Annotated in this window: 17 protein-coding genes and 1 tRNA gene; 10 read left to right on the top strand and 8 right to left on the bottom strand. The window is 63.5% G+C overall.

The annotated features are described in order from the left end of the window. Positions 1-2: 2 nt before the first annotated feature. The 6 genes from LOC59_RS01560 to LOC59_RS01535 all read right to left on the bottom strand — a co-directional run bounded on the left by LOC59_RS01560 (position 3) and on the right by LOC59_RS01535 (position 6,617). Positions 3-887 (bottom strand): shikimate dehydrogenase, encoded by an 885-nt coding sequence (locus LOC59_RS01560; RefSeq protein ID WP_229970357.1) that lies wholly within the window; start codon positions 885-887, stop codon positions 3-5. Next, positions 884-2,230 carry an MFS transporter gene (locus LOC59_RS01555; RefSeq protein WP_227894008.1) on the bottom strand — a complete coding sequence of 449 codons (1,347 nt, stop codon included), beginning with the start codon at positions 2,228-2,230 and terminating at the stop codon, positions 884-886. The genes LOC59_RS01560 and LOC59_RS01555 overlap by 4 nt, the downstream gene beginning before the upstream one ends. Positions 2,231-2,327: 97 nt before the next feature. Continuing rightward, positions 2,328-3,230, bottom strand: coding sequence for a LysR family transcriptional regulator (locus tag LOC59_RS01550; protein ID WP_229970355.1), 903 nt, complete (start codon positions 3,228-3,230; stop codon positions 2,328-2,330). A gap of 18 nt (positions 3,231-3,248) precedes the next feature. Then, entirely contained in the window at positions 3,249-5,015 is a 1,767-nt protein-coding gene (locus LOC59_RS01545) for an FAD-dependent oxidoreductase (protein ID WP_229970353.1), read from the bottom strand. Between the two features lie 154 nt (positions 5,016-5,169). Beyond that, entirely contained in the window at positions 5,170-5,745 is a 576-nt protein-coding gene (gene dcd / locus LOC59_RS01540; RefSeq protein WP_227894005.1) for a dCTP deaminase, read from the bottom strand. 20 nt (positions 5,746-5,765) lie between these two features. After that, a complete protein-coding gene (locus LOC59_RS01535) occupies positions 5,766-6,617 on the bottom strand; it encodes a tryptophan 2,3-dioxygenase (RefSeq protein ID WP_229970351.1) in 852 nt (283 codons plus the stop codon). A gap of 99 nt (positions 6,618-6,716) precedes the next feature. On the opposite strand from LOC59_RS01535, the gene LOC59_RS01530 reads away from it, so the two are divergent. The 10 genes from LOC59_RS01530 (at position 6,717) to LOC59_RS01485 (ending at position 15,140) form a co-directional block, all read left to right on the top strand. Continuing rightward, positions 6,717-7,226, top strand: a complete 510-nt coding sequence (locus tag LOC59_RS01530; protein WP_229970348.1) for an SseB family protein — start codon at positions 6,717-6,719, stop codon at positions 7,224-7,226. A 286-nt stretch (positions 7,227-7,512) separates the two neighbouring features. Beyond that, complete coding sequence (locus LOC59_RS01525; RefSeq protein ID WP_229970846.1) at positions 7,513-8,493, top strand: M4 family metallopeptidase; 981 nt, start codon at positions 7,513-7,515, stop codon at positions 8,491-8,493. Next, positions 8,490-8,759, top strand: a complete 270-nt coding sequence (locus LOC59_RS01520) for a protealysin inhibitor emfourin (protein ID WP_229970346.1) — start codon at positions 8,490-8,492, stop codon at positions 8,757-8,759. The genes LOC59_RS01525 and LOC59_RS01520 overlap by 4 nt, the downstream gene beginning before the upstream one ends. Positions 8,760-8,884: 125 nt before the next feature. Further along, positions 8,885-8,958, top strand: a tRNA-Gly gene (locus LOC59_RS01515). Positions 8,959-9,006: 48 nt separating this feature from the next. Beyond that, positions 9,007-9,426 (top strand): aspartate 1-decarboxylase, encoded by a 420-nt coding sequence (panD, locus tag LOC59_RS01510; RefSeq protein ID WP_227894001.1) that lies wholly within the window; start codon positions 9,007-9,009, stop codon positions 9,424-9,426. Between the two features lie 221 nt (positions 9,427-9,647). Beyond that, a complete protein-coding gene (locus tag LOC59_RS01505; RefSeq protein WP_229970344.1) occupies positions 9,648-10,970 on the top strand; it encodes an extracellular solute-binding protein in 1,323 nt (440 codons plus the stop codon). Next, positions 10,967-11,929, top strand: a complete 963-nt coding sequence (locus LOC59_RS01500) for a carbohydrate ABC transporter permease (protein ID WP_229970342.1) — start codon at positions 10,967-10,969, stop codon at positions 11,927-11,929. The genes LOC59_RS01505 and LOC59_RS01500 overlap by 4 nt, the downstream gene beginning before the upstream one ends. Continuing rightward, a complete protein-coding gene (locus LOC59_RS01495) occupies positions 11,930-12,772 on the top strand; it encodes a carbohydrate ABC transporter permease (protein ID WP_229970340.1) in 843 nt (280 codons plus the stop codon). A gap of 36 nt (positions 12,773-12,808) precedes the next feature. Further along, positions 12,809-14,080, top strand: a complete 1,272-nt coding sequence (locus tag LOC59_RS01490) for an ABC transporter ATP-binding protein (RefSeq protein WP_227894563.1) — start codon at positions 12,809-12,811, stop codon at positions 14,078-14,080. 76 nt (positions 14,081-14,156) lie between these two features. Continuing rightward, on the top strand, positions 14,157-15,140 hold the full coding sequence (locus LOC59_RS01485) for a hypothetical protein (protein ID WP_227893997.1): 984 nt from the start codon (positions 14,157-14,159) through the stop codon (positions 15,138-15,140). Between the two features lie 29 nt (positions 15,141-15,169). On the opposite strand, the gene LOC59_RS01480 is transcribed toward LOC59_RS01485, so the two are convergent. After that, complete coding sequence (locus tag LOC59_RS01480) at positions 15,170-17,080, bottom strand: NHL domain-containing thioredoxin family protein (protein WP_229970338.1); 1,911 nt, start codon at positions 17,078-17,080, stop codon at positions 15,170-15,172. Beyond that, positions 17,081-19,204, bottom strand: a complete 2,124-nt coding sequence (locus LOC59_RS01475; protein WP_442860560.1) for a cytochrome c oxidase assembly protein — start codon at positions 19,202-19,204, stop codon at positions 17,081-17,083. Positions 19,205-19,335: the final 131 nt, after the last annotated feature.

Below are 19,335 nucleotides of genomic sequence, written 5' to 3'. Positions count from 1 at the left end.
AGTTACCGCACGGCAGGTGCAAGGAGCCGGGCGAGGTGTGAACGCATCCTTGTCCTCACCGGCTCAATGCCCGTGAGGAGTGCGAAGGTGTCTGCTGCCTGTTCTACGAGCATGGTCGTGCCGTCGACCACAGGGCAGCCCCGCTGTGATGCTTCAGCCAACAGCGCTGTCCTCACCGGACGGTAGACGACGTCCGCCACCCAGTGACCGGGCCTGAGCCACGCTGTGTCAAAGGGCGTACCGGGAATGTGCTCCATCCCGATCGGCGTAGCGTTGACCACCCCGTCGGCAGTGCTGACCCACTCGCGGGCCAGTTCTTCGCCGCCGGCTTGGATGCTGGTACCGCTCCGTGCCGGGTAAGCCAGCTGCAGCGCAGCCTTCAGCTGTTCCCGCCGTTCCGGAACCGGATCAATGATCCTCAGATTCTGCACGCCAAAATCCAGCAGCGCAGCTGCAACAGCAGACCCTGCGCCCCCGGCGCCAAAGAGGGCTGCGGTTTGGTGCCGGGGGCCGGCGGGGAGCACGCGGCGGAGCCCGGCGAGGAAGCCGCTGCGGTCTGTGTTGTAACCGGTCAGCCCGGCCTCCGACACCACGATCGTATTTACGGCGCCGAGGACGGCGGCGTCAGGAGCAATTGAATCCAGGCAGGGCAGGATGGCCTGCTTGTGGGGATAGGTGACGTTGAAACCCGTAAACCCTTCGTGCAGTGCTTCCTTCAGCACCTCCGCCAGATCCACTGCGGCAATGCCGGAGAGGTCAAGGCGCTCATAGCTGTAACCGGACAAGCCCAGTGCCCTGGCTTCTTCCTCATGGATCAGCGGGGAGAGAGACGTTGCCAAGCCGTTGCCAATTAGCCCAATCCGCAGCGGGCCGCTGCCAGTGCTCACTGCTGCTTTATCGCTTCGCGCTCGGCCCGTGTCAGCCCCAGCTGGGCAGTGGGGATCCGGTAGGTTTCCGGACCCGTGGCAAAAGCAACCGCAGCGATCACCGTGAATCCGAAGCACATAAGCGCCACGGGCATCCAGTTGGTGAGGTCACCGGCGGTCATGAGGGTGCCGATCGCCGGGGTGAAACCTGAAACCAGCAGTCCGAGCATAAGGCCGATCGCCATGCCGGAGTAACGCACCTTTGCGGGGAACTGTTCCGGGAAGGAGGCCATGTACGAACCGTTTGGCGCGGCATACAGGCCACCCATGAGGATGATTGAGGAGATAAATATCAGAGTGACGTTGCCGGTGCTGATGGCGTTGAAGAACGCGAACATCATGGCGCCTGCGCCCAGGGCGCCGCCGATGAACACCGGTTTGCGGCCGATCTTATCCGCCAGCAATCCGTACAGCGGCTGGGTCAGGACGGCGGAGAAATTCGCAACTGCAATAACCGTGAGCATGGTGGTGCGTTCAATGCCGTTGTGCTCCACTGCGTAGGCCAGCGCGAAGACGTTGACGATGGTGTTGATCATGGCAAATGTCGATGAGAACATCACACGGATCACAGCGGCCCAGTGGTATTTGAAGAGCTCCACCAGCGGAACCTTGGCCACCTGGTTGGACTCTTTGGTTTCCTCGAAGACCTCCGGCTCTTCCAAATGGCGCCGGATCCAGAAGGCCACCCCTGTCAGGAAAATACTGATCCAGAACGGGATCCGCCACCCCCAGGTCAGCAGCTGCTCATCCGGCAGCGAAGCTACGGGAATGAATACCAGGGTGGCCAGCACAATTCCGAACATGATGCCGCTCATGGTGAAGCTGGCAAAGAAGGAACGGCGGTGGTCGGGCGCGTGCTCCATGGACAGGGACGCGGCACCCGGCGATTCCCCGCCGGCGGACAGGCCCTGCAGCAGCCTCAGGACCACGAGTGCCAGCGGCGCCAGCAACCCTGCCTGGTCATAGGTGGGCAGGCAGCCGATCAGGAACGTCGAGATTCCCATCAGCAGAAGGCAGGCCATCAGAGTGGAACGGCGGCCAAATTTATCCCCGAGGTGTCCCCAGATGACGGCACCCAAGGGCCGTGCCACGTACGCGACGCCCAGCGTGGAGATGGAAAGCAGTACGGAGTTCCCCTCCGATGAAAAGAACACGTGGGAGAAGACAAGTGCGGCTGCTGAACCATAGATGAAGAAGTCGTAGTACTCAAGTGTGCTCCCCAGGAAACCTGAGAGCGCGGCACGGCGGGCCTGCGGCGTAGCTTTCCCGGCAACTACCGGAGCGGTGGAAGAAGTGGCAGTCATGATGATCCTTTCTCCCCCGACGGAGGAACATCATCCAGTGTGATCCACCACACTTATTATGTCTACGACCTAATTACACATAGACTATGTAGTCTTTTTACATGATTGGAGAAGCGGTCGGCAGCACTGTTTCACTGAGCTCCAGGACAGCATCACGCGCCTTGGAACCCGGGCGGATCGACCAGGCAAGCCCGTGGTTCATGTACTGGGGTTTGCCCGCCAAAGGAACGTAGACGGCACCCGGCGGCAGCATGGAGGCCACCCCCTCCGTTAGCACCGCAACGCCGATCCCGGCGGCCACGAGCATCATGACCATGTACGGATCCGTGATGGCCTGCGCCGCCTTGGGATAAAAGCCCGCCTCTGAACAGGCGCGCATGGTGCCCTCATACAGGACCGATCCAGCACTGCGGGGAGGCAGGATAAAGGATTCGTCAGCGAGCGCCGCCAGGTCAACGGCTTCCATTCCGGCCAGCCGATGCCCCTCAGGCAGAATCACTCCGAACGGTTCCTGCGCCAGCAGGCGGGCGTTGATGCGGGAGGAATCCACCGGCAGCCCAACGAAGGCGAGGTCCAGCGTGCCCGATTCCAGCTGCTGGACCGCATCCTGGGTCATCACCCGGCCTACCAGCGTCAATGCAATTTCCGGATAGGCCTGCTGTACCGCTCGCGCCAGCGGCGGCAATGAGAAATGGTTCAGGACCCCGGTAAATCCCAGGGTGAGGTTTCCGTAAACCTCACCCTGTGGCAGCTTGACGGCCTTGGCAGCGACGTCCAGCTGCGCCAGCACCTCACGGGCGTAGGGCAGCAGGGCATGGCCCGGCGCGGTTAACTCCACCGAGCGGGTGCTGCGGTGGAACAGCTCAACACCCAGCGAACGTTCGAGCTTGCGTATGGTCTGGCTCAGCGGAGACTGCGCCATGCGCAGCCGGACCGCTGCATTGCCGAAGTGGAGCTCCTCTGCAACAGCTACGAATGCTTCCAGCCAACGGATTTCCACGAATACTCAAACCTAACGCTAAACGGTCCCGGATTCCTTCACCCTACCCAGTGACCCTGCCCCAGCGGCCGCGTGGCGGGCAGCTGCCCATCCGAACGTCAGGGCAGAACCAACCTGCACGCCGGCACCGGGGTACTCCGAACCCATCACCGAGGCAGCATCATTTCCGACGGCATAGAGACCGGCCACCGGGTTTCCCTGGGAATCAAGGGCCTGCCCGTTGCCGTCCGTCAGGATCCCGTAGGCGGTAGCGAGGGGCGTCGGCACTACTGCCATGGCATAGAACGGAGGCTTTTCGACGGGACCGATGTTCGGGTTGGGTCCGTGCTCAGGGTCCCCTGCCGCCCTGCCAAAAGCCAGTTCACCCTTATGGAATTCTTCATCCACGCCGGTGGCTGCGAAGCCGTTGTACCGCTTGACGGTCGCTTCAAGGCCCGCCGGGTCGACGCCGATCCGTCCGGCGAGGCCGGCAAGGGTGTCCGCTTCATACAAGTACCCGTCCTTCACATACCTCTTCAGCGCGGCCCGGGGCAGGTGGGGCATCGTAATCATGCCCAGTCCGTACTTGCCGAGGGTCCGTGAGTCCACCACCAGCCACGCGGGAATGGCGTTGCTTCCAGGAGACGCAAACATCGCCCGCACAAAGCGGTGATAGGAGCAGGACTCGTCAGTGAACCGCCTGCCGTCGGCTCCCACAGCAATCACGCCCGGCCTGGCACGGTCCCAGATATGCGGGAAGACCACCCTGGATCCGTCGGCGCGGCGGCCGATCGAACTGGGGAACCACAATGCATTTTCCCCGTTGTCACGGCCAAGTGCGGCCCCTGCGGCCTCGGCAAGGGCAAGGGTGTCTCCGGTGGCTCCTTCCCCGGCCCGCGAGTACTGCGGGGTTGGTTCGGGCATCAGCTCAGCACGCATCCGTGTGCTGTGGGCAAAACCGCCGCCCGCAAGCACGACCCCGCGCCGTGCCCGGATCCGAAGGCGCCTGCCTTCGTGCGTTACAAGAGCACCTGCGGCGCGGTTGTCCTGAACGATCAGCTCGCCGGTGTGCGCACCAAACCGGAATTCAACCCCGCGCCGGCGTGATTCATAAAACAGCCTGGCCACCAGGCCGTTGCCCATCACCAGCCGGGTGCCCCGGGGACGCGTGACGCGGTCCCGTGCCCACCCGGCACCAAGCCTGGCTGCAAGGGCGACTGCTTTGGCCCGCTCTGCCAGCGAACCATTAAAGAGCTTGAGCAGGGCGGCAACCTCTGCACGCCGGAGCATGAGGGTTCCGCCCATCAGCGCGAACTCCGGCACCGGTGGACGGACGCGACGAAAATCAGACTTATCCAGCAGCCGGCCGTCGAAAGGATCGGGCTCCAGCGCACGGCCGGTAGCACCCGCCTCGGGCAGCTCGGAGTGGTAGTCCACTACCGCGGGAGAATGCCGGAAGGTCACTCCCAGCTGCTGAAACTCTTCCAGCATCCGGGGCGCCGCCTCCAAATAGGCCAGCCAGCCGTCGCGGGGAGCCTTGTCTGCGACGACGGCGTCCAGATAGCGCACAGCACGCTCCTGGTCATCAAGGATTCCCATCTGCTGCTGGAACCGGTTGTTCGGCACCCAGCAGGTCCCGGCGGAGTAAGCGGTGGTGCCGCCCAGGTACTCGGTTTTTTCAAGGACCAGAACCGATGCGCCCTCGGCTGCTGCAGTCAGCGCTGCGGACAAACCGCCCGCCCCGGACCCCAAGACCAGGAGGTCGACTTCCTGGTCCCAATGTTCTGCTGAGGTGGACGGTTCCATGGTTCTCCTTCGAGCACGCCGCAGCGTGCGTCGCCTGCGCTCTGTTGTCCCAGTATGAGCGCGAAACCATGTAGCGTCCATGACTAATTAGGTCATGGATTATGTGAAGTTCGAAAATAATCCGGAACGAGCGGAGTTCCGGCGCACCTGCCTGCTAGATGCTGGTGCGGTGGAAGTTCAGGTGGCTGCGTGACGCCGTCGGGCCCCGCTGGCCCTGATAGCGGTTGCCGTAGGCGCCGGTTCCGTAGGCATACTCGGCGGGCGATGTGAGCTTGAAGAAGCAGAGCTGGCCGATCTTCGACCCGGGCCAGAGCTTGATCGGCAGGGTAGCCATGTTCGAGAGTTCGAGGGTCACGTGGCCGGAAAAGCCCGGGTCGATGAAGCCGGCCGTGGAGTGTGTCAGCAGCCCGAGCCGCCCCAGGGACGACTTGCCCTCCAGCCGTGCCGCGACGTCGTCGGGCAGCGTGACGGATTCGTACGTGGATCCCAGCACAAACTCACCCGGGTGCAGGATGAACGGCTCGTCCGGAGCCACTTCCACCAGGCGGGTCAGGTCCGGCTGGTCCAGGGACGGATCAATGTGCGCGTACTTGTGGTTGTCGAACAGCCGGAAGTACCGGTCAATCCGGACATCCACGCTGGAGGGCTGGACCATTGCGGGGTCGTAGGGGTCCAGGACGATCCGCTCGTCAGCAATTTCGGCTCGAATGTCGCGGTCAGATATCAGCACCTTCTAAAAATAGCGCATCGTCAGCGCTGTCCAATTTCGGTCCGCACCGCGTAAAGCTCAGGGAAAAACGTGAGGTCCAGTGCACGTTTCAGGAACCCCGCCCCCGAGGAGCCGCCGGTCCCGCGTTTCATGCCGATGGTGCGCTGCACGGTGAGCAGGTGCCGGAAGCGCCAGAGCTGGAAATTGTCTTCCAGGTCAACGAGTTCCTCACATGCCTCGTAGATGTCCCAGTTCTCGGCGGGATTCTCGTAGACGTGCCGGAAGACCTGCATCAGGGATTCGTCAAAGACATGCGCCTGGGTGACGTCCCGTTCGAGCAGGTCCGGCGCGAGCGTGTAACCCATCCGGTGAAGGGCGCGGATGAACTCGTCGTAGATGCTGGTCTGCCCGAGCAGCTCCTCCAGCAGCGCCTGTGCCTGCGGATCCGCCGCAAAGACCTCGATCATGCCGGCGTTCTTGTTGCCCAGCAGGAACTCCACGGCGCGGTACTGATAGGACTGGAAACCGGAGGACGCGCCGAGATCCCCGCGGAACTCCGCGTATTCCGACGGCGTCAGGGTGGCCAGGACCGACCACTGTTCGGTCAGCGAGCGCTGGATGTGCTTGATCCGGGCAATGCCCTTCATGGCTGCACGCAGGTCGTCAGCCATCAGCCGTGCCCGGACGGCCCGCAGTTCGTGCAGCACCAGTTTCAGCCACAGCTCCGAGGTCTGGTGCTGGATGATGAAGAGCATTTCGTCGTGGTGCTCCGGCTTGCTGACCGGATGCTGGGCTGCGAGCAGGTCCTCAAGTCCCAGATAGGATCCATAGCTCATCTTCTGGCTGAAGTCCCGCTCGATTTCGGGTTCCAGGTCGCGGGTGTTCTTGTCCATGAATTCACGGTAGCTTCAGGCTCCCGGGATCTGCTTCTGCGCCACGGCAGGGCTGTGGAAGACTGGCCGTTTATGCAACCGACCCTCCAAGGAGGCCCCATGGATCACGAAGCCGATAACGAATCCACCGAATCCAACGACGCCGCGAGCAGCACGCCGGAAGCCGGCAGTTCCGGAGCGGCAGGCACCCTGGAGCCCTCCACCGGCCTGGAACAGGCTATCCAGGAAGGCCAGGAGGGCAAGATCAGCAACCAGGACGTTATTACGGCGATCTGGAACTCCGACCTTTTGAGCGTCGGGCGCCTGACGGTCGAAGACGACCCCGCCAGCTTCCAGGCACTGGTCCTCCAGTCCCCCGAAGGAGCTGCACCGGTGGCCGCCACGTTTACGGATGCGCAGCGCATCCCGCAGCGCATCCGGGACGCCGCCCCCATCATGGTCAAGGCCTCCGGGGAAGCCACCCTCCGCAGCATCGCCCCGGGGTACGGGCTTGCCATCAACCCTGGCAACTCGCTGGGACTGGAACTCGGGCCCGAAGGCGTAGAGGCCGTCGTGGCGGCCTTCGGCGGCCAGGCACGTCCCCAAAGCGGGGAAACCGCAGCGGAATAGCACACCAAACCGGCAAAACCGCAGATTTCCGGTGCTTTTTGTTTCCTTATGGACAAGCGTCAGCGGTTTTGCCGGTACTGCCTTGCAGTGTCGGTAGCGGGGTCTAGTCTGGGGAAACTCACTACAGATGGAGGGCTGTAAGGTGACCCGCACAGTAGATCCACTCAGAGATTCCGCCAAGCATGTCTACCGGCATGTCCACCGCCATGTTCATGAAGGTCCCGCTGGACACTGCTCCATAGTGCCGCCCTACCTGCTTTCGCGCATTGCGGAGCGGCCGGACCGCATGGCTGGGGCCGCCGTGGCCGCACGCCGGACCCTGCTTGAATTTGATGCAGTCGCTGAAGCCGGCCAGCTGGGCCGCTCCGCCCCCGCACCCGGTTCAGGTACCGCACTCACGCCCAAGCTGCGCCGCACGGTCTTCGACGCCCAGCAGCGCCAGGGCCTTCCCGGGGTCCCGGTCCGGGCGGAGGGCGCTCCGCCCACATCAGACCCGGCGGCCGACGAAGCCTACGACGGGCTGGGAGCTACCTACGCACTCTTCAGCGATGTGTACGGCCGTTCCTCGCTTGACGGCGCCGGGCAGCCGCTGCAGGCCACCGTGCATTACGGGATCGACTACGACAACGCTTTCTGGAACGGTGCGCAGATTGTCCTTGGCGACGGCGACGGAGAGGTCTTCGAACGGTTCAGCAAATCCCTGACGGTCATCGGCCACGAACTGGCCCACGGGATCATCCAGTACACGGCTAAGCTCATTTACCAGGGACAGGCCGGGGCTTTGAACGAATCGGTCTCGGACGTTTTTGGTGCCTTGACGGAGCAGTATTTCCTGCGCCAGACGGCGTCCGGGGCGTCCTGGATCATCGGTGAGGGGCTGTTCACTCCCGAGGTCAACGGACGCGGCCTGCGTTCCATGTCGGAGCCGGGATCCGCCTACGACGACGACGTGCTCGGCAAGGACCCGCAGCCCGCCGACATGACGGGATATGTGGAGACCACGTCCGACAACGGCGGCGTGCACCTGAATTCGGGCATCCCGAACCGGGCCTTCTATCTCACGGCAGCCGGGCTCGGCGGTTACGCCTGGGAACGGGCAGGCCAGATCTGGTACGACACGATTACCGAGCCGAATTTTCCGGCCGACTGCACCTTCAGTCTCTTTGCCGCAGCCACCATCACCGCCGCGGAAAAGCGTTACGGAGCCGGAACCGAAGAAAGTTCTGCTGTGCAGGCAGCATGGCGAGAGGTTAATGTCATGGTATGAGACTGGTTGTGGTGCGTACGGGCGGGCTTGCTGGCATGCGGCGTACCTGGAGCAGTGAGGTGAGTTCCGAGGAAGCCGAGGAACGCTGGCTTCCTCTGCTGCAGGACCCGCCCGAATCCCACGAGGACGGCAATGACCGGTTCACGTACGAAATCAGTGTCGGCAAGAAGGCCGTCACCATCCCGGAACAGTCCCTTCAGGGGAGCTGGCGGGAACTGGTCGACCGCGCCCGTGAGGGATCCCGCCAGACGCGCCGCCGGGCCTAGGCCCCCGACCCGCTGGATTTCTACCGCCGCCGTGTTACTGCCGGCGCGTCGGCGTGAACGCCATTTGCGCCCATGATGCAAATGGCATGTAAAGTAGTTTCCTGTGCCGGTGCTCCACCGGCCATGCGGGCGTAGCTCAATGGTAGAGCGCTAGCTTCCCAAGCTCGATACGCGGGTTCGATTCCCGTCGCCCGCTCCAATGCAACCGCCTTCCGGCCTGTGACCGGGGCGTACACTTGGACACGCTATGAACCGGAAAATGTTTAAGTCCAAGATCCACCGTGCCACCGTTACCCATTCGAATCTCCATTACGTCGGCTCCGTCACCGTGGACCTGGACCTTCTGGAAGCCGCTGACATTCTTCCCGGCGAACTCGTCTCAATCGTCGATGTGAACAACGGTTCCCGGCTGGAGACCTACACCATCGCCGGCGAACGCGGTTCCGGTGTCATCGGAATCAACGGCGCCGCAGCCCACCTGGTCGACGTCGGCGATCTGGTTATCCTCATTACCTATGCCGATATGACCACAGAGGAAGCGCTTTCCTACACCCCCGCCGTCGTTCACGTTGACGAAGCGAACCGCATCCTCAAGCTCGGCACTGATCCGGCAGAGGCAGTGACCGCCGGAACGGCACGGCCTCCGCTGTCCGTTCCCGCACTCTAAGGCCCCCTCCCGCCGCCCTCCCGACCGGGATTTCCCGACTCTCCCCACCTCGAAAAAACAAGGGCGTCTTCCGCCGCCACTAGTCGTTCTGCCTGTTTCCCCGCCCAACTGTGGCGCAATACGCGCCAAGGGCTTAGGGTCGATCGAAAGGTTGCTGAGCTTTCAGCCTTTCGCGGAAAATCACTCTGTCCGTGCCTACGACGAGGTGGAGGCATACACCAATGCCAAGAGACGCAAGACTTCCCGGCAGGGCCCGCAGGAAGAAGTTCGCAGCCGCGGGGTTCGCCGCTGCGGTGGCCGCCACCGTGCTGGCCGGCTGCAGCTCAGACGCCGGGGCCACACCGACCTTGACCTGGTATATCAACCCTGATGACGGTGGACAGGCAGAACTTGCCAAGCGGTGTACTGATGCCTCCGGAGGCAAGTACACCATCGAGACCTCCCTGCTCCCTAATGATGCCGCTTCACAGCGCGAACAGCTGGCCCGGCGCCTGGCAGCCGGTGATACGAGCATGGACATCATGAGCCTGGACCCGCCAAACGTGCCGGAGTACGCCGAACCGGGATACCTCGCTCCCATACCTGATGATGTCCGCGAACGCACCACGGCCAACGTCGTGGAAGGCGCCCTTGCCGGCGCGACGTGGAAAGACGAAGTGGTTGCGGTGCCGTTCTGGGCCAACACGCAGATCCTCTGGTACCGCAAGTCCGTAGCTGAGGCTGCCGGACTGGACATGAGCCAGCCGGTGACATGGGACCAGCTGATCGAGGCAGTCAGCAGCCAGGACAAGTACTTGAGCGTGCAGGGCGCCCGCGCCGAGTCCATGACTGTGTGGGTAAACGCCCTAGTCGAATCCGCCGGCGGGCACATCGTGGAAAACCCGGACGCCCCGGCAGACGAAATCCAAATGGGACTGGACTCCGAGGCCGGTACACAGGCCGCTGAGATCGTGTCGACCATCGGCAAGGAAGGGCTGGGCGGCCCCGGACTTCCGACCCAAACCGAGAACTTCTCAATGATCCAGTTCCAAGGGGACAAGGGTGCGTTCATGGTGAACTACCCCTTCGTCTGGCCTGCAACCAATGCCGCTGTTGAGGAAGGCACCCTGCCGGCAACCCTGATTGATGACATTGGCTGGGCGCTTTACCCCCAGGTCAACGCCGGTGAGGATACTGCACCCCCGCTGGGCGGCATCGATCTTGGTGTTGGTTCCAAGAGCAAGAACCCGGATCTGGCCTTCGAGGCCATCGAGTGCATCGTCAGCCCCGAGAACCAGGCATACTACTTCGCAACCAACGGCAATCCGCCCTCCAACCCTGACGCCTACAACGACCCCGAGGTCATTGACACGTTCCCCATGGCGGGAACCATCCGCGAATCGCTGGAGCTGTCGAAACCCCGCCCGCAGACTCCGTACTACAACGAAATCTCCACCGGCATCCAGCAAACCTGGACGCCGCCGCAGGATGTCGATCCGGAGACCACCCCGGAAACGAGCCAGCAGTTCATTCTTGAGGTCCTGAAGGGAGAGAGGCTGCTATGAGTACGTCTGTCGAGACACGTGCCTCCGCTGGCGGCAGTCCCAAGCCGCGAAAGGCAGGGCTCAGCGACCGCGCCAAGGCCGAACGCAGGCTGGGCTTCTGGCTTGCGGGCCCCGCGTTCATCATCATGCTGGCTGTCACGGCGTACCCAATCCTCCTGGCCCTCTGGGATTCTCTGTTCAAGTACCGGCTCACCGCGCCGGATGACCGGGAGTTTGTCTTCCTCAGCAACTACGTCACTATCCTGACCGACGAAGTCTTCTGGAGGGACCTGGGCGTAACTCTCCTCATTACCGTTGTCACGGTCGTCATCGAGCTGGTTCTCGGTTTCGCCCTCGCCATGGTTATGAACAGCGCTTTGAAAGCGGTCCGGGGCTGGCTCCGGACCGCAATCCTGGTTCCCTACGGCATCATTACCGTGGTTTCGGCTTTCGCCTGGTTCTACGCTTTCGATATCAACTCCGGTTACGTGAACCACTGGTTCGGCTGGGTACCCGGGATTAGCCCCGACCTGAACTGGTTTGCCGATTTCGGCACCGCCATCACGGTGATCATGGCTTCTGAAATCTGGAAGACGACGCCGTTCATCTCGCTGCTGCTGCTGGCCGGCCTGGCACAGGTTCCCGGTGAGCTGACCGAGGCAGCCGAAGTCGACGGCGCCACCTGGTGGCAGCGGTTCAGCAGGGTGATCGTGCCAAACATGAAGGCGGCCATCATGGTGGCAGTCCTTTTCCGTGCACTGGATGCGTTCCGCATCTTCGACAATGTCTACATCATGACCAGAGGCGCCTACGGCACGGAGACCTTGTCGCTGCTCGCGTACCGGACCTCCATCACCCGGCTGGAGATCGGTATGGGCTCAGCGGTTTCCGTACTGCTCTTCCTCTGCGTGATCCTCATATGTTTCGTAGCAATAAAACTCTTCAAGGTGGACCTGACCGGCGCACGAGGGGGCAATTAAATGAAGTCGTCACCGATCCGCAGGCGCGTCACATGGACCATCATTTCAATTGTCGTGATCATTTACGCGTTGTTTCCGGTCGCCTCAATTTTCGCGACGTCGTTCAAGCTTCCCAGTGACCTGACCTCGGGGTCCTTCCTCCCCACCAACTGGTCCACGGTGAATTACGAACAGATCCTGGTCGGGGACGCCCAGGAACTCTTCCTCTCCGCCCTCCGCAACTCGATCGGCATCTCGCTGATCGCCACCGTGATCGCCGTGGTGCTTGCCACCCTCTGTGCCTACGCAATCGCCCGGCTGGATTTCCCCGGCAAACGGCTGGTGCTGACAACTGCCCTGGGTGTTTCCATCTTCCCGGTGATCTCGATCGTGACCCCGTTGTTCAACCTGTGGCGCAACATCGGCCTGTACGACACCTGGCCGGGGCTCATCATCCCGTACCTCTCCCTGACCCTGCCGATTTCGATTTGGACGCTGGCGGCGTTCTTCCGGCAGATTCCTTGGGAGCTGGAGCAGGCAGCACAGGTGGACGGAGCCACCACCTGGCAGGCGTTCCGCAAGGCAATCGTTCCGCTTGCAGCCCCCGGCGTCTTCACGACGGCGATCATTGCCTTCTTCATCGCGTGGAACGACTTCGTCTATGGCATTTCCCTAACCTCGACCTCAGCTGCCCGCCCCGTGCCGGCAGCCCTGGCTTTCTTTACCGGAGCATCCCAGTTCGAAGCGCCGACTGGAGCAATTTCCGCAGCCGCGATCATTGTGACCATCCCGGTCGTTGTACTTGTACTGCTGTTCCAGCGACAGATCGTTTCCGGACTAACCCAGGGCGCCGTCAAGGGCTAGCCCCAGACGCACGGTACTAGAAAAGGAGCCATGAGCATGGCATCGATTACGCTCAAGAACCTCGTCAAGAAGTACGGCGACGGTTTCCCAGCCGTCAATGACATCAGCCTGGACATCGCGGACGGGGAGTTCATCATTCTCGTTGGTCCGTCCGGCTGCGGAAAGTCGACGCTGCTGCGGATGATTGTGGGGCTGGAAGACATTACCTCCGGCGACCTGCTGATCAACGGCGAGCGCGTCAACGACAAGGCACCCAGGGACCGGAACCTGGCCATGGTGTTCCAGAACTATGCCCTGTATCCGCACCTCACGGTCTTTGAGAATATCGCCTTCCCGCTCCGTCTGAACAAGGGCAAGTACAGCGATGAGCAGGTCAAGAAGCTGGTGAACGATGCAGCCGCCACGCTGGAGCTGACCGAACACCTCGACCGCAAGCCTGCGAACCTCTCCGGCGGCCAGCGGCAGCGTGTGGCCATGGGACGTGCGATTGTCCGCCAGGCCGACGCTTTCCTGTTCGATGAGCCGCTCTCCAACCTGGACGCCAAGCTCCGCGGACAAATGCGTTCCGAAATTTCCCAGATGCAGCGCAGGCTGGGCGTCACCAGTGTCTACGTCACACACGACCAGACGGAAGCCATGACACTCGGAGACAGGGTGGCCGTCTTGAAGAAGGGCATCCTTCAGCAGGTCGCCTCCCCGCGGGAACTTTACGAGCAGCCGGTTAACCTGTTTGTCGCAGGCTTCATCGGATCGCCTTCGATGAACTTCCTCCCGGCGACCTTCAAGGACGGCAACATCCTCGAAACTGCAGTCGGCGATATCCGCATCCCCGAAGACAAGGCGGCCAAGGCCGCAGGCAAAAAGGTCGTTCTGGTGGGGATCCGGCCTGAATTCTTCGAAGACGCCTCCCTGGTCGAAGAACACAAGAAAGCCCACGGCTCCACCTTCACGGCACCCATCACGCACACCGAGTGGCTGGGCAACGAACAATACGGCTACATCCACTTCGACCCGACCCCGGAGGTCCGTGAGCTGCTGGACAACCTGGCCAGGGACATGGACGCCGACGAGCTGCGGCCGCAGGTCGTTGTCACCCTCGATGCGGCCAGCCGGGTGCGTGGCGGACGGGACGCTGAACTGTGGCTGGATACCCGGCGAATCCACCTCTTCGACCCCGAGTCCGGCGAGAACCTCACCCGCGATCCGGAAGCGGGCGCGGAATTGACTGAAGAGGCCAACGAGCGGCGTGCCGAGGAGATTGCCATGGCTCACGACCATCAGGAGGCCGCCGCAACCACGTCTGAGTAGCAGGATGGGTGCCCCGGAGGAACACGGGCGCACCCGCCAGATCGGCGTGCACGCCTACTGCGGGTAACGTAAGAGCGTGCAGGGAACATCACCGGTAATCAAAGCCGTCGCCACATGGCTGACGGCTCTCATGCTCACTATCGCGGCCGCCGTCGTCGTTATTTGGCTTGTCAACGCCAAGGTTTACGGCCCGGGCAAGCAGGTGGAGGACTACCTGCAGGCCCTGCAGGACGGCGATGGAGCCCGCGCGCTGGGCCTGCTGAACGCCGAAGTCCCTGAGGCGAATGCCGCGCTGCTGGATGGAGAGGCCCTGCGTGCTTCAACGGACGGGCTCGAAGTGCTGGAGATCACCGAGGCCGGCACAACGGTGGACGACCGCACGAACGTCGAGGTCACGTACCGCCTGGATGGCATCGAAGAGCGGTCGACCTTTGAACTGGAGAAGACCGGCAGCCGGTGGATGTTCTTCGACCAGTGGAGTTTCCGCCCCGACTCGCTGCCCAGCGTCAGGATTACGGCGGCCAACCAGAATGAGGCAGTCCTCAACGGCACACCCGTCGTGCTGCCGGAGGGCACCAACACCTTCGCTGCCTTCTACCCGTCGCGCGTTGCCGCCTCGTTTAGCAGCGGCTACTTCGAGGCTCCTGAGCAGAGCGGCGTCCTGACCACTGCATCTGGGGCACTGGACCTGACGCTCCAGAGCCAGGCCACCCCCGAACTGGTCGACGCCGTCGACGCTCGGGTACGCGAGTTCCTGGACAACTGCGCCGGCGAGCAAAACCGGCTGGCGCCTCCGGGATGTCCCTTCTACCACCTCACCGACAACCGGGTGGAGCCGCCTATCACGTGGGAAATCGTAGAGTACCCCACAGTGGAGATCTCGCCCGCGGAGGGTCACTGGGGCCTGGCACCCCTGAATGGGATTGCCCGCGTCACGGCAACCCAGACCGATCTTTTCTCCGGTGCCCAAAGTCCCCTGGTGGAGGACAAGGAGTTCTCCTTCGGAGCCCGGCTGTCCGTCACGGACGGCGGGATCAGCCTCACCGCCGTGATCGAATAGCTCCGCCGGCTCCTAGTCCAGGCCGGCTGCTAGTCCAGGCCGCGCAGGTCCAGCGTTAGTTCCGTTTCGCCGCCGGGCTGCAGAACGACGGGGATTCCCCAGTCCTGCTGGTACAGGTGGCAGGCAGCGTGGTCAGGGATCTCTCCCCCGGGTTCGCCGTCGCACGCCGCGGCACGGGCGGTAATGTGCAGGACGCCTTCGGGAACAGTGTCCGAGAGCACCAGCTCACGGACCAGCCCGACGGCGGTCCCGCCTCCGGAAACCAGGAGCTCCTCCGGAGAGGAAGAGATCTTCAGCTGCGTGGGGTCTCCCCAGCGGTCGTCGAGCTTCTGCCCCTTCGGAGCAGAGAATCGGATGGTGAGCCCCAGCGGCCCGGCAGCGATGGCTGTCTTGGGCCGCTGTGTCTGGCGGGCGCCTTCATCCACGGACTGCGCTTCCTTGGGGATGGGCAGGCGGATGAGCTGGTGCTGGTTAGCCTCTACAACGATCAGGAGCGGCTCGCCGGCGGTTGAGTCGATAAGGACCCCGGAAGGTTCCGCCAGGCCGCGTGCGAGCGTCGAGACGGCTTGTGCAGCCGGGTCGTAGCGCCGCACTGCTCCGTTGTAGGTGTCGGCGATGGCTATGGAACCGTCCGGAAGGACTGCCACGCCCAGGGGGTGCTGCAGCCTCGCCTCGGCGGCAGCACCGTCGCGGTAGCCGAAATCGAACAGTCCCGCACCGACGGCGGTTTCCACCGTGACAACCGGCTTGTCCCCGGAAACGTCGAAGGCCAGCTTCCGCAGGGCGGAGGTCTCGGAGTCTGCCACCCAGATGTTTCCATCCGCATCCTGCGCCAACCCCGAAGACTGGGCGAACCAGGCTGCGTCTGCGGCGCCGTCGAGCAGGCCTTCCAGCCCGGTTCCAGCGAGGATGGAGAGCGCGCCAGTCGCGGGGTCGAAGGCGAAGATCTGGTGTGTGCCGGCCATCGCAACGACAGCCTGGCCCAACGCGGTGGACCACAAGACGTCCCACGGCGAGGACAGGGAGGTGCCCAGCGGATCGGTACCGAGATCCGTGGAAACGGGTGCGGACTGGTTCTCGGCATCGAGCAGGCGCTGCACGCCGTTGCCGGCCAGGGTCGTGACGGCGCCGGTGGCTAGGTTGACGCCGCGCAGCCGGTGGTTGACGGTGTCCGCCACGATGACGTCGTACTCCAGGGTCTCAGCGACCGCTGCCGGAAGTACGGCCAGGCCCTGCGGTTCGTTGAAGCGTGCGGTCCCGGCGTCACCGTCGCGCCAGCCCTTGGTGCCGTCACCGATCACGCGGCGGACGGTGGCGAGGTCGGCTTCAAGTTCAACGAGCCGGTGATGCCCGGTGTCCGCCACCAGGAAGGTGCCCTCGGGCAGGGCAACTGCCTTGCCCGGGAAACGCAGGTCTCCCGACGTCGCCTCCGCGGGCACGTACGGTCCGTCGCCGCGGTGCAGCGTACCCTTCTCCTCATGCTCGGCCACCAGTTCGGCGACAAGCGACTCAAGGCCGGCAGCATGGCCCTCCCCGGACAGGTGCGCGACGATGTAGCCCTCAGGGTCGATGACGACCAGCGTCGGCCAGGCACGCGCTGTGTAGGCCTGCCAGGTCTCCAGCTCCGGGTCATCCAGCACCGGGTGGTGGATCTCGTAGCGTTCGACGGCGGCGGCCAGCGCCACCGGATCAGCTTCGTGCTCGAACTTGGGCGAGTGCACCCCGACCGTCACGAGGACGTCGGAGTACTTGGCTTCAAGCGGGCGGAGCTCGTCCAGGACATGCAGGCAGTTGATGCAGCAGAAGGTCCAGAAATCCAGCAGGACAATCTTTCCCCGGAGATCTTCGAGACCCAGCTGCCTGCCACCCGTGTTCAACCAGTTGCGGCCCACAAGCTCGGAGGCCCGGACGCGGTATCCGGCGCGCACCGTTTCAGTCATCTAACGTTCTCCTTGGTCTGACTTTGCATCGCGTTCGGCCAGCTGGGCGAACATATTGTTGTAAGCCGTAAGTTCAGCATCATTATTCCGCTCGGCCGCACGGTCTTTGCGTTTTGTTTCACGTGCATCCGTGCGTGACCACTGCAGGGCCACGCCAATGGCCACCAGGACGGTGGGAATTTCGCCGATGCCCCACATGATGGATCCGCCCAGCTGCTGGTCCTGAAGCGCGCTGAGGCCCCACTCCCGGCCCATGTTCCCGAAGTAGGAAGCCTGGATCAGGGAGGTCTGCCCCATCACCGCGACGCCAAAGAAAGCATGGAACGCCATGGTGGCCAGCAGGATGACCAGCCGCAGCGGGTAGGGCGCCCGGGTGGGCAGCGGATCGATGCCGATCATGGTCAGGATAAAGATGTAGCCGGTGAGCAGGAAGTGCAGCACCATCAGTTCGTGGCCCACATGCTCGCGGAGGGCAAAACCGAACAGGTCGGAGTAGTAGAAGATCACGATCGAACCGGCGAAGTTCACCGCCGCAAAGATTGGGTTGGTGATGACCTTCGAATAGCGCGAGTGCACGCCGATCAGGATCCATTCGCGCAGGCCCCGGCTCCCGTCCCCGCGCGGGGTGAGTGCCTTGAGCGCCAGCGTCAGAGGCGCACCGAGCACCAGGAAGAGCGGCACCACCATGGTCAGTGCCATGTGTCCGAGCATGTGGGTGGAGAACAGCACCATGCCGTAGACGGCCGGCGCCCCGGAGGTCACGTAGGTCAGGGCGATCAGGCCCACAAACCAGGACAGTGTCCGGACAACCGGCCATTTGTCGCCGCGCCGCCGGAGCTTGCGCAGCCCCAGGATGTAGGCGGCACCGATGGTCACCACGATGGCAACCCACAGCCAGTCGAAGCGCCATTCCGTGAGGTAGCGCTCGGGGGTCAGCTCCGGAGGAAGGTCGTAGCCGGTGATGATCCGGGCGGGAGAGGCATTTGGCGGCAGCTCTTCGGGCCGCGGCGGAGCAGTACGGGCCAAGGCTGCGGCCACGCCGGAAATTGCTGCCATGATGAGCAGCTCCACCCCGATGAACTGCCACAGGACCCGCTTGGCTCCCAGGGGTCCGGCTGAGGCGGCAGCGCCCTTGCTGCCGGGCTCGGAGAGCCGGGGAATGAGCCACCGGCGGTGGAGGACTCCGAAGATGCCCAGCACCAGCGTGGCAGCGACCTTGAACAGGACCAGCGCGCCCCAGCGGGAGTTCAGCTGGTCCAGCGACGTGATCCGCAGCGAAGCATTAACGATGCCGGACGCCGCCACGAGCACGAACCCGAAGCCGGCAAGCGCGGAGAACCGCCTCAGCACCGTTTCGGTGATGTCGCCCAGGTTCTTGGAGATCACGGCCAGGACGATGATGCCGCCGATCCAGAGACACACGCCGAGCAGGTGGAGTCCGATGGAGTTCACGGCCGCACTGTGGTCATCGCCGCCGGCGGCGTGGCCGACCAGTGCCATGGGCAGCAGCCCGCCGACGGCCAGCGCCGTCGTCAGCGCCAGCCCGGTCAGGGAGCGCACTCCGAACGTCAGCGTGGTGACGACTGCGGCAATAATGCTGACCGCCAGCCAAGCCCGGCCGGTGGAGAAGTCAGTGAGGAAGGATGCGAGCCCTTCCGTATAGGAAGGTGCGGGGCTGAGCGGCAGCCCGGAGACATCAGAGTAGGTGAACAGCATCACCGCGATGGCGGCGAGGGTCCACACTGCCGCTGCGACGGACGCGAGGGACAGCGCCTGGGTGAAGGCAGGATGTTCCGGGCGTGTCTCCCGCTCCCCTTTGCCGCGCCGTGCGCCGGTGTGTTTGGGCAGGATAAAGACTGCGAACACGAGGGACCCGATGACGGCAGCCACCGCCCCGTTTTGAACGGCCTTGGCGATCGGAAGACCCCAGCGGGTCAGCGCACCGGGATCGGAGAGCTGTGAGGCTGCGGCTGCACCGGTGAAAAGCAGGGCGACGCCGAGCGCCAGGATCATGACAGCGATGCCGGCAGCTACCCAACCGCTGCGGACCGGGCTTCCCGTTCCGTCCGCGGCACCGGAGGAGCGGTCCGGCAGGGTGTTCTGGGTCTTGGCAGAGTTTGGCACGCTACCTATTCTCTACCCGCCGCAAATAATGGACCAACTCCCGCTCCGCCCCGGCGCATCCCGGACATCCCGGAATGCGTCCCGGCGCAGACAAACGGAGGGCCGGTGCCAATGGCACCGGCCCTCCGCTG

Origin of the sequence: Arthrobacter sp. zg-Y916, assembly GCF_020907385.1 — a bacterium.
Classification (GTDB): Bacteria; Actinomycetota; Actinomycetes; order Actinomycetales; family Micrococcaceae; genus Arthrobacter_B; species Arthrobacter_B caoxuetaonis.
The sequence above is the reverse complement of the archived record's forward strand: the minus strand, read 5'-3'. Positions and strand labels throughout refer to the sequence as shown.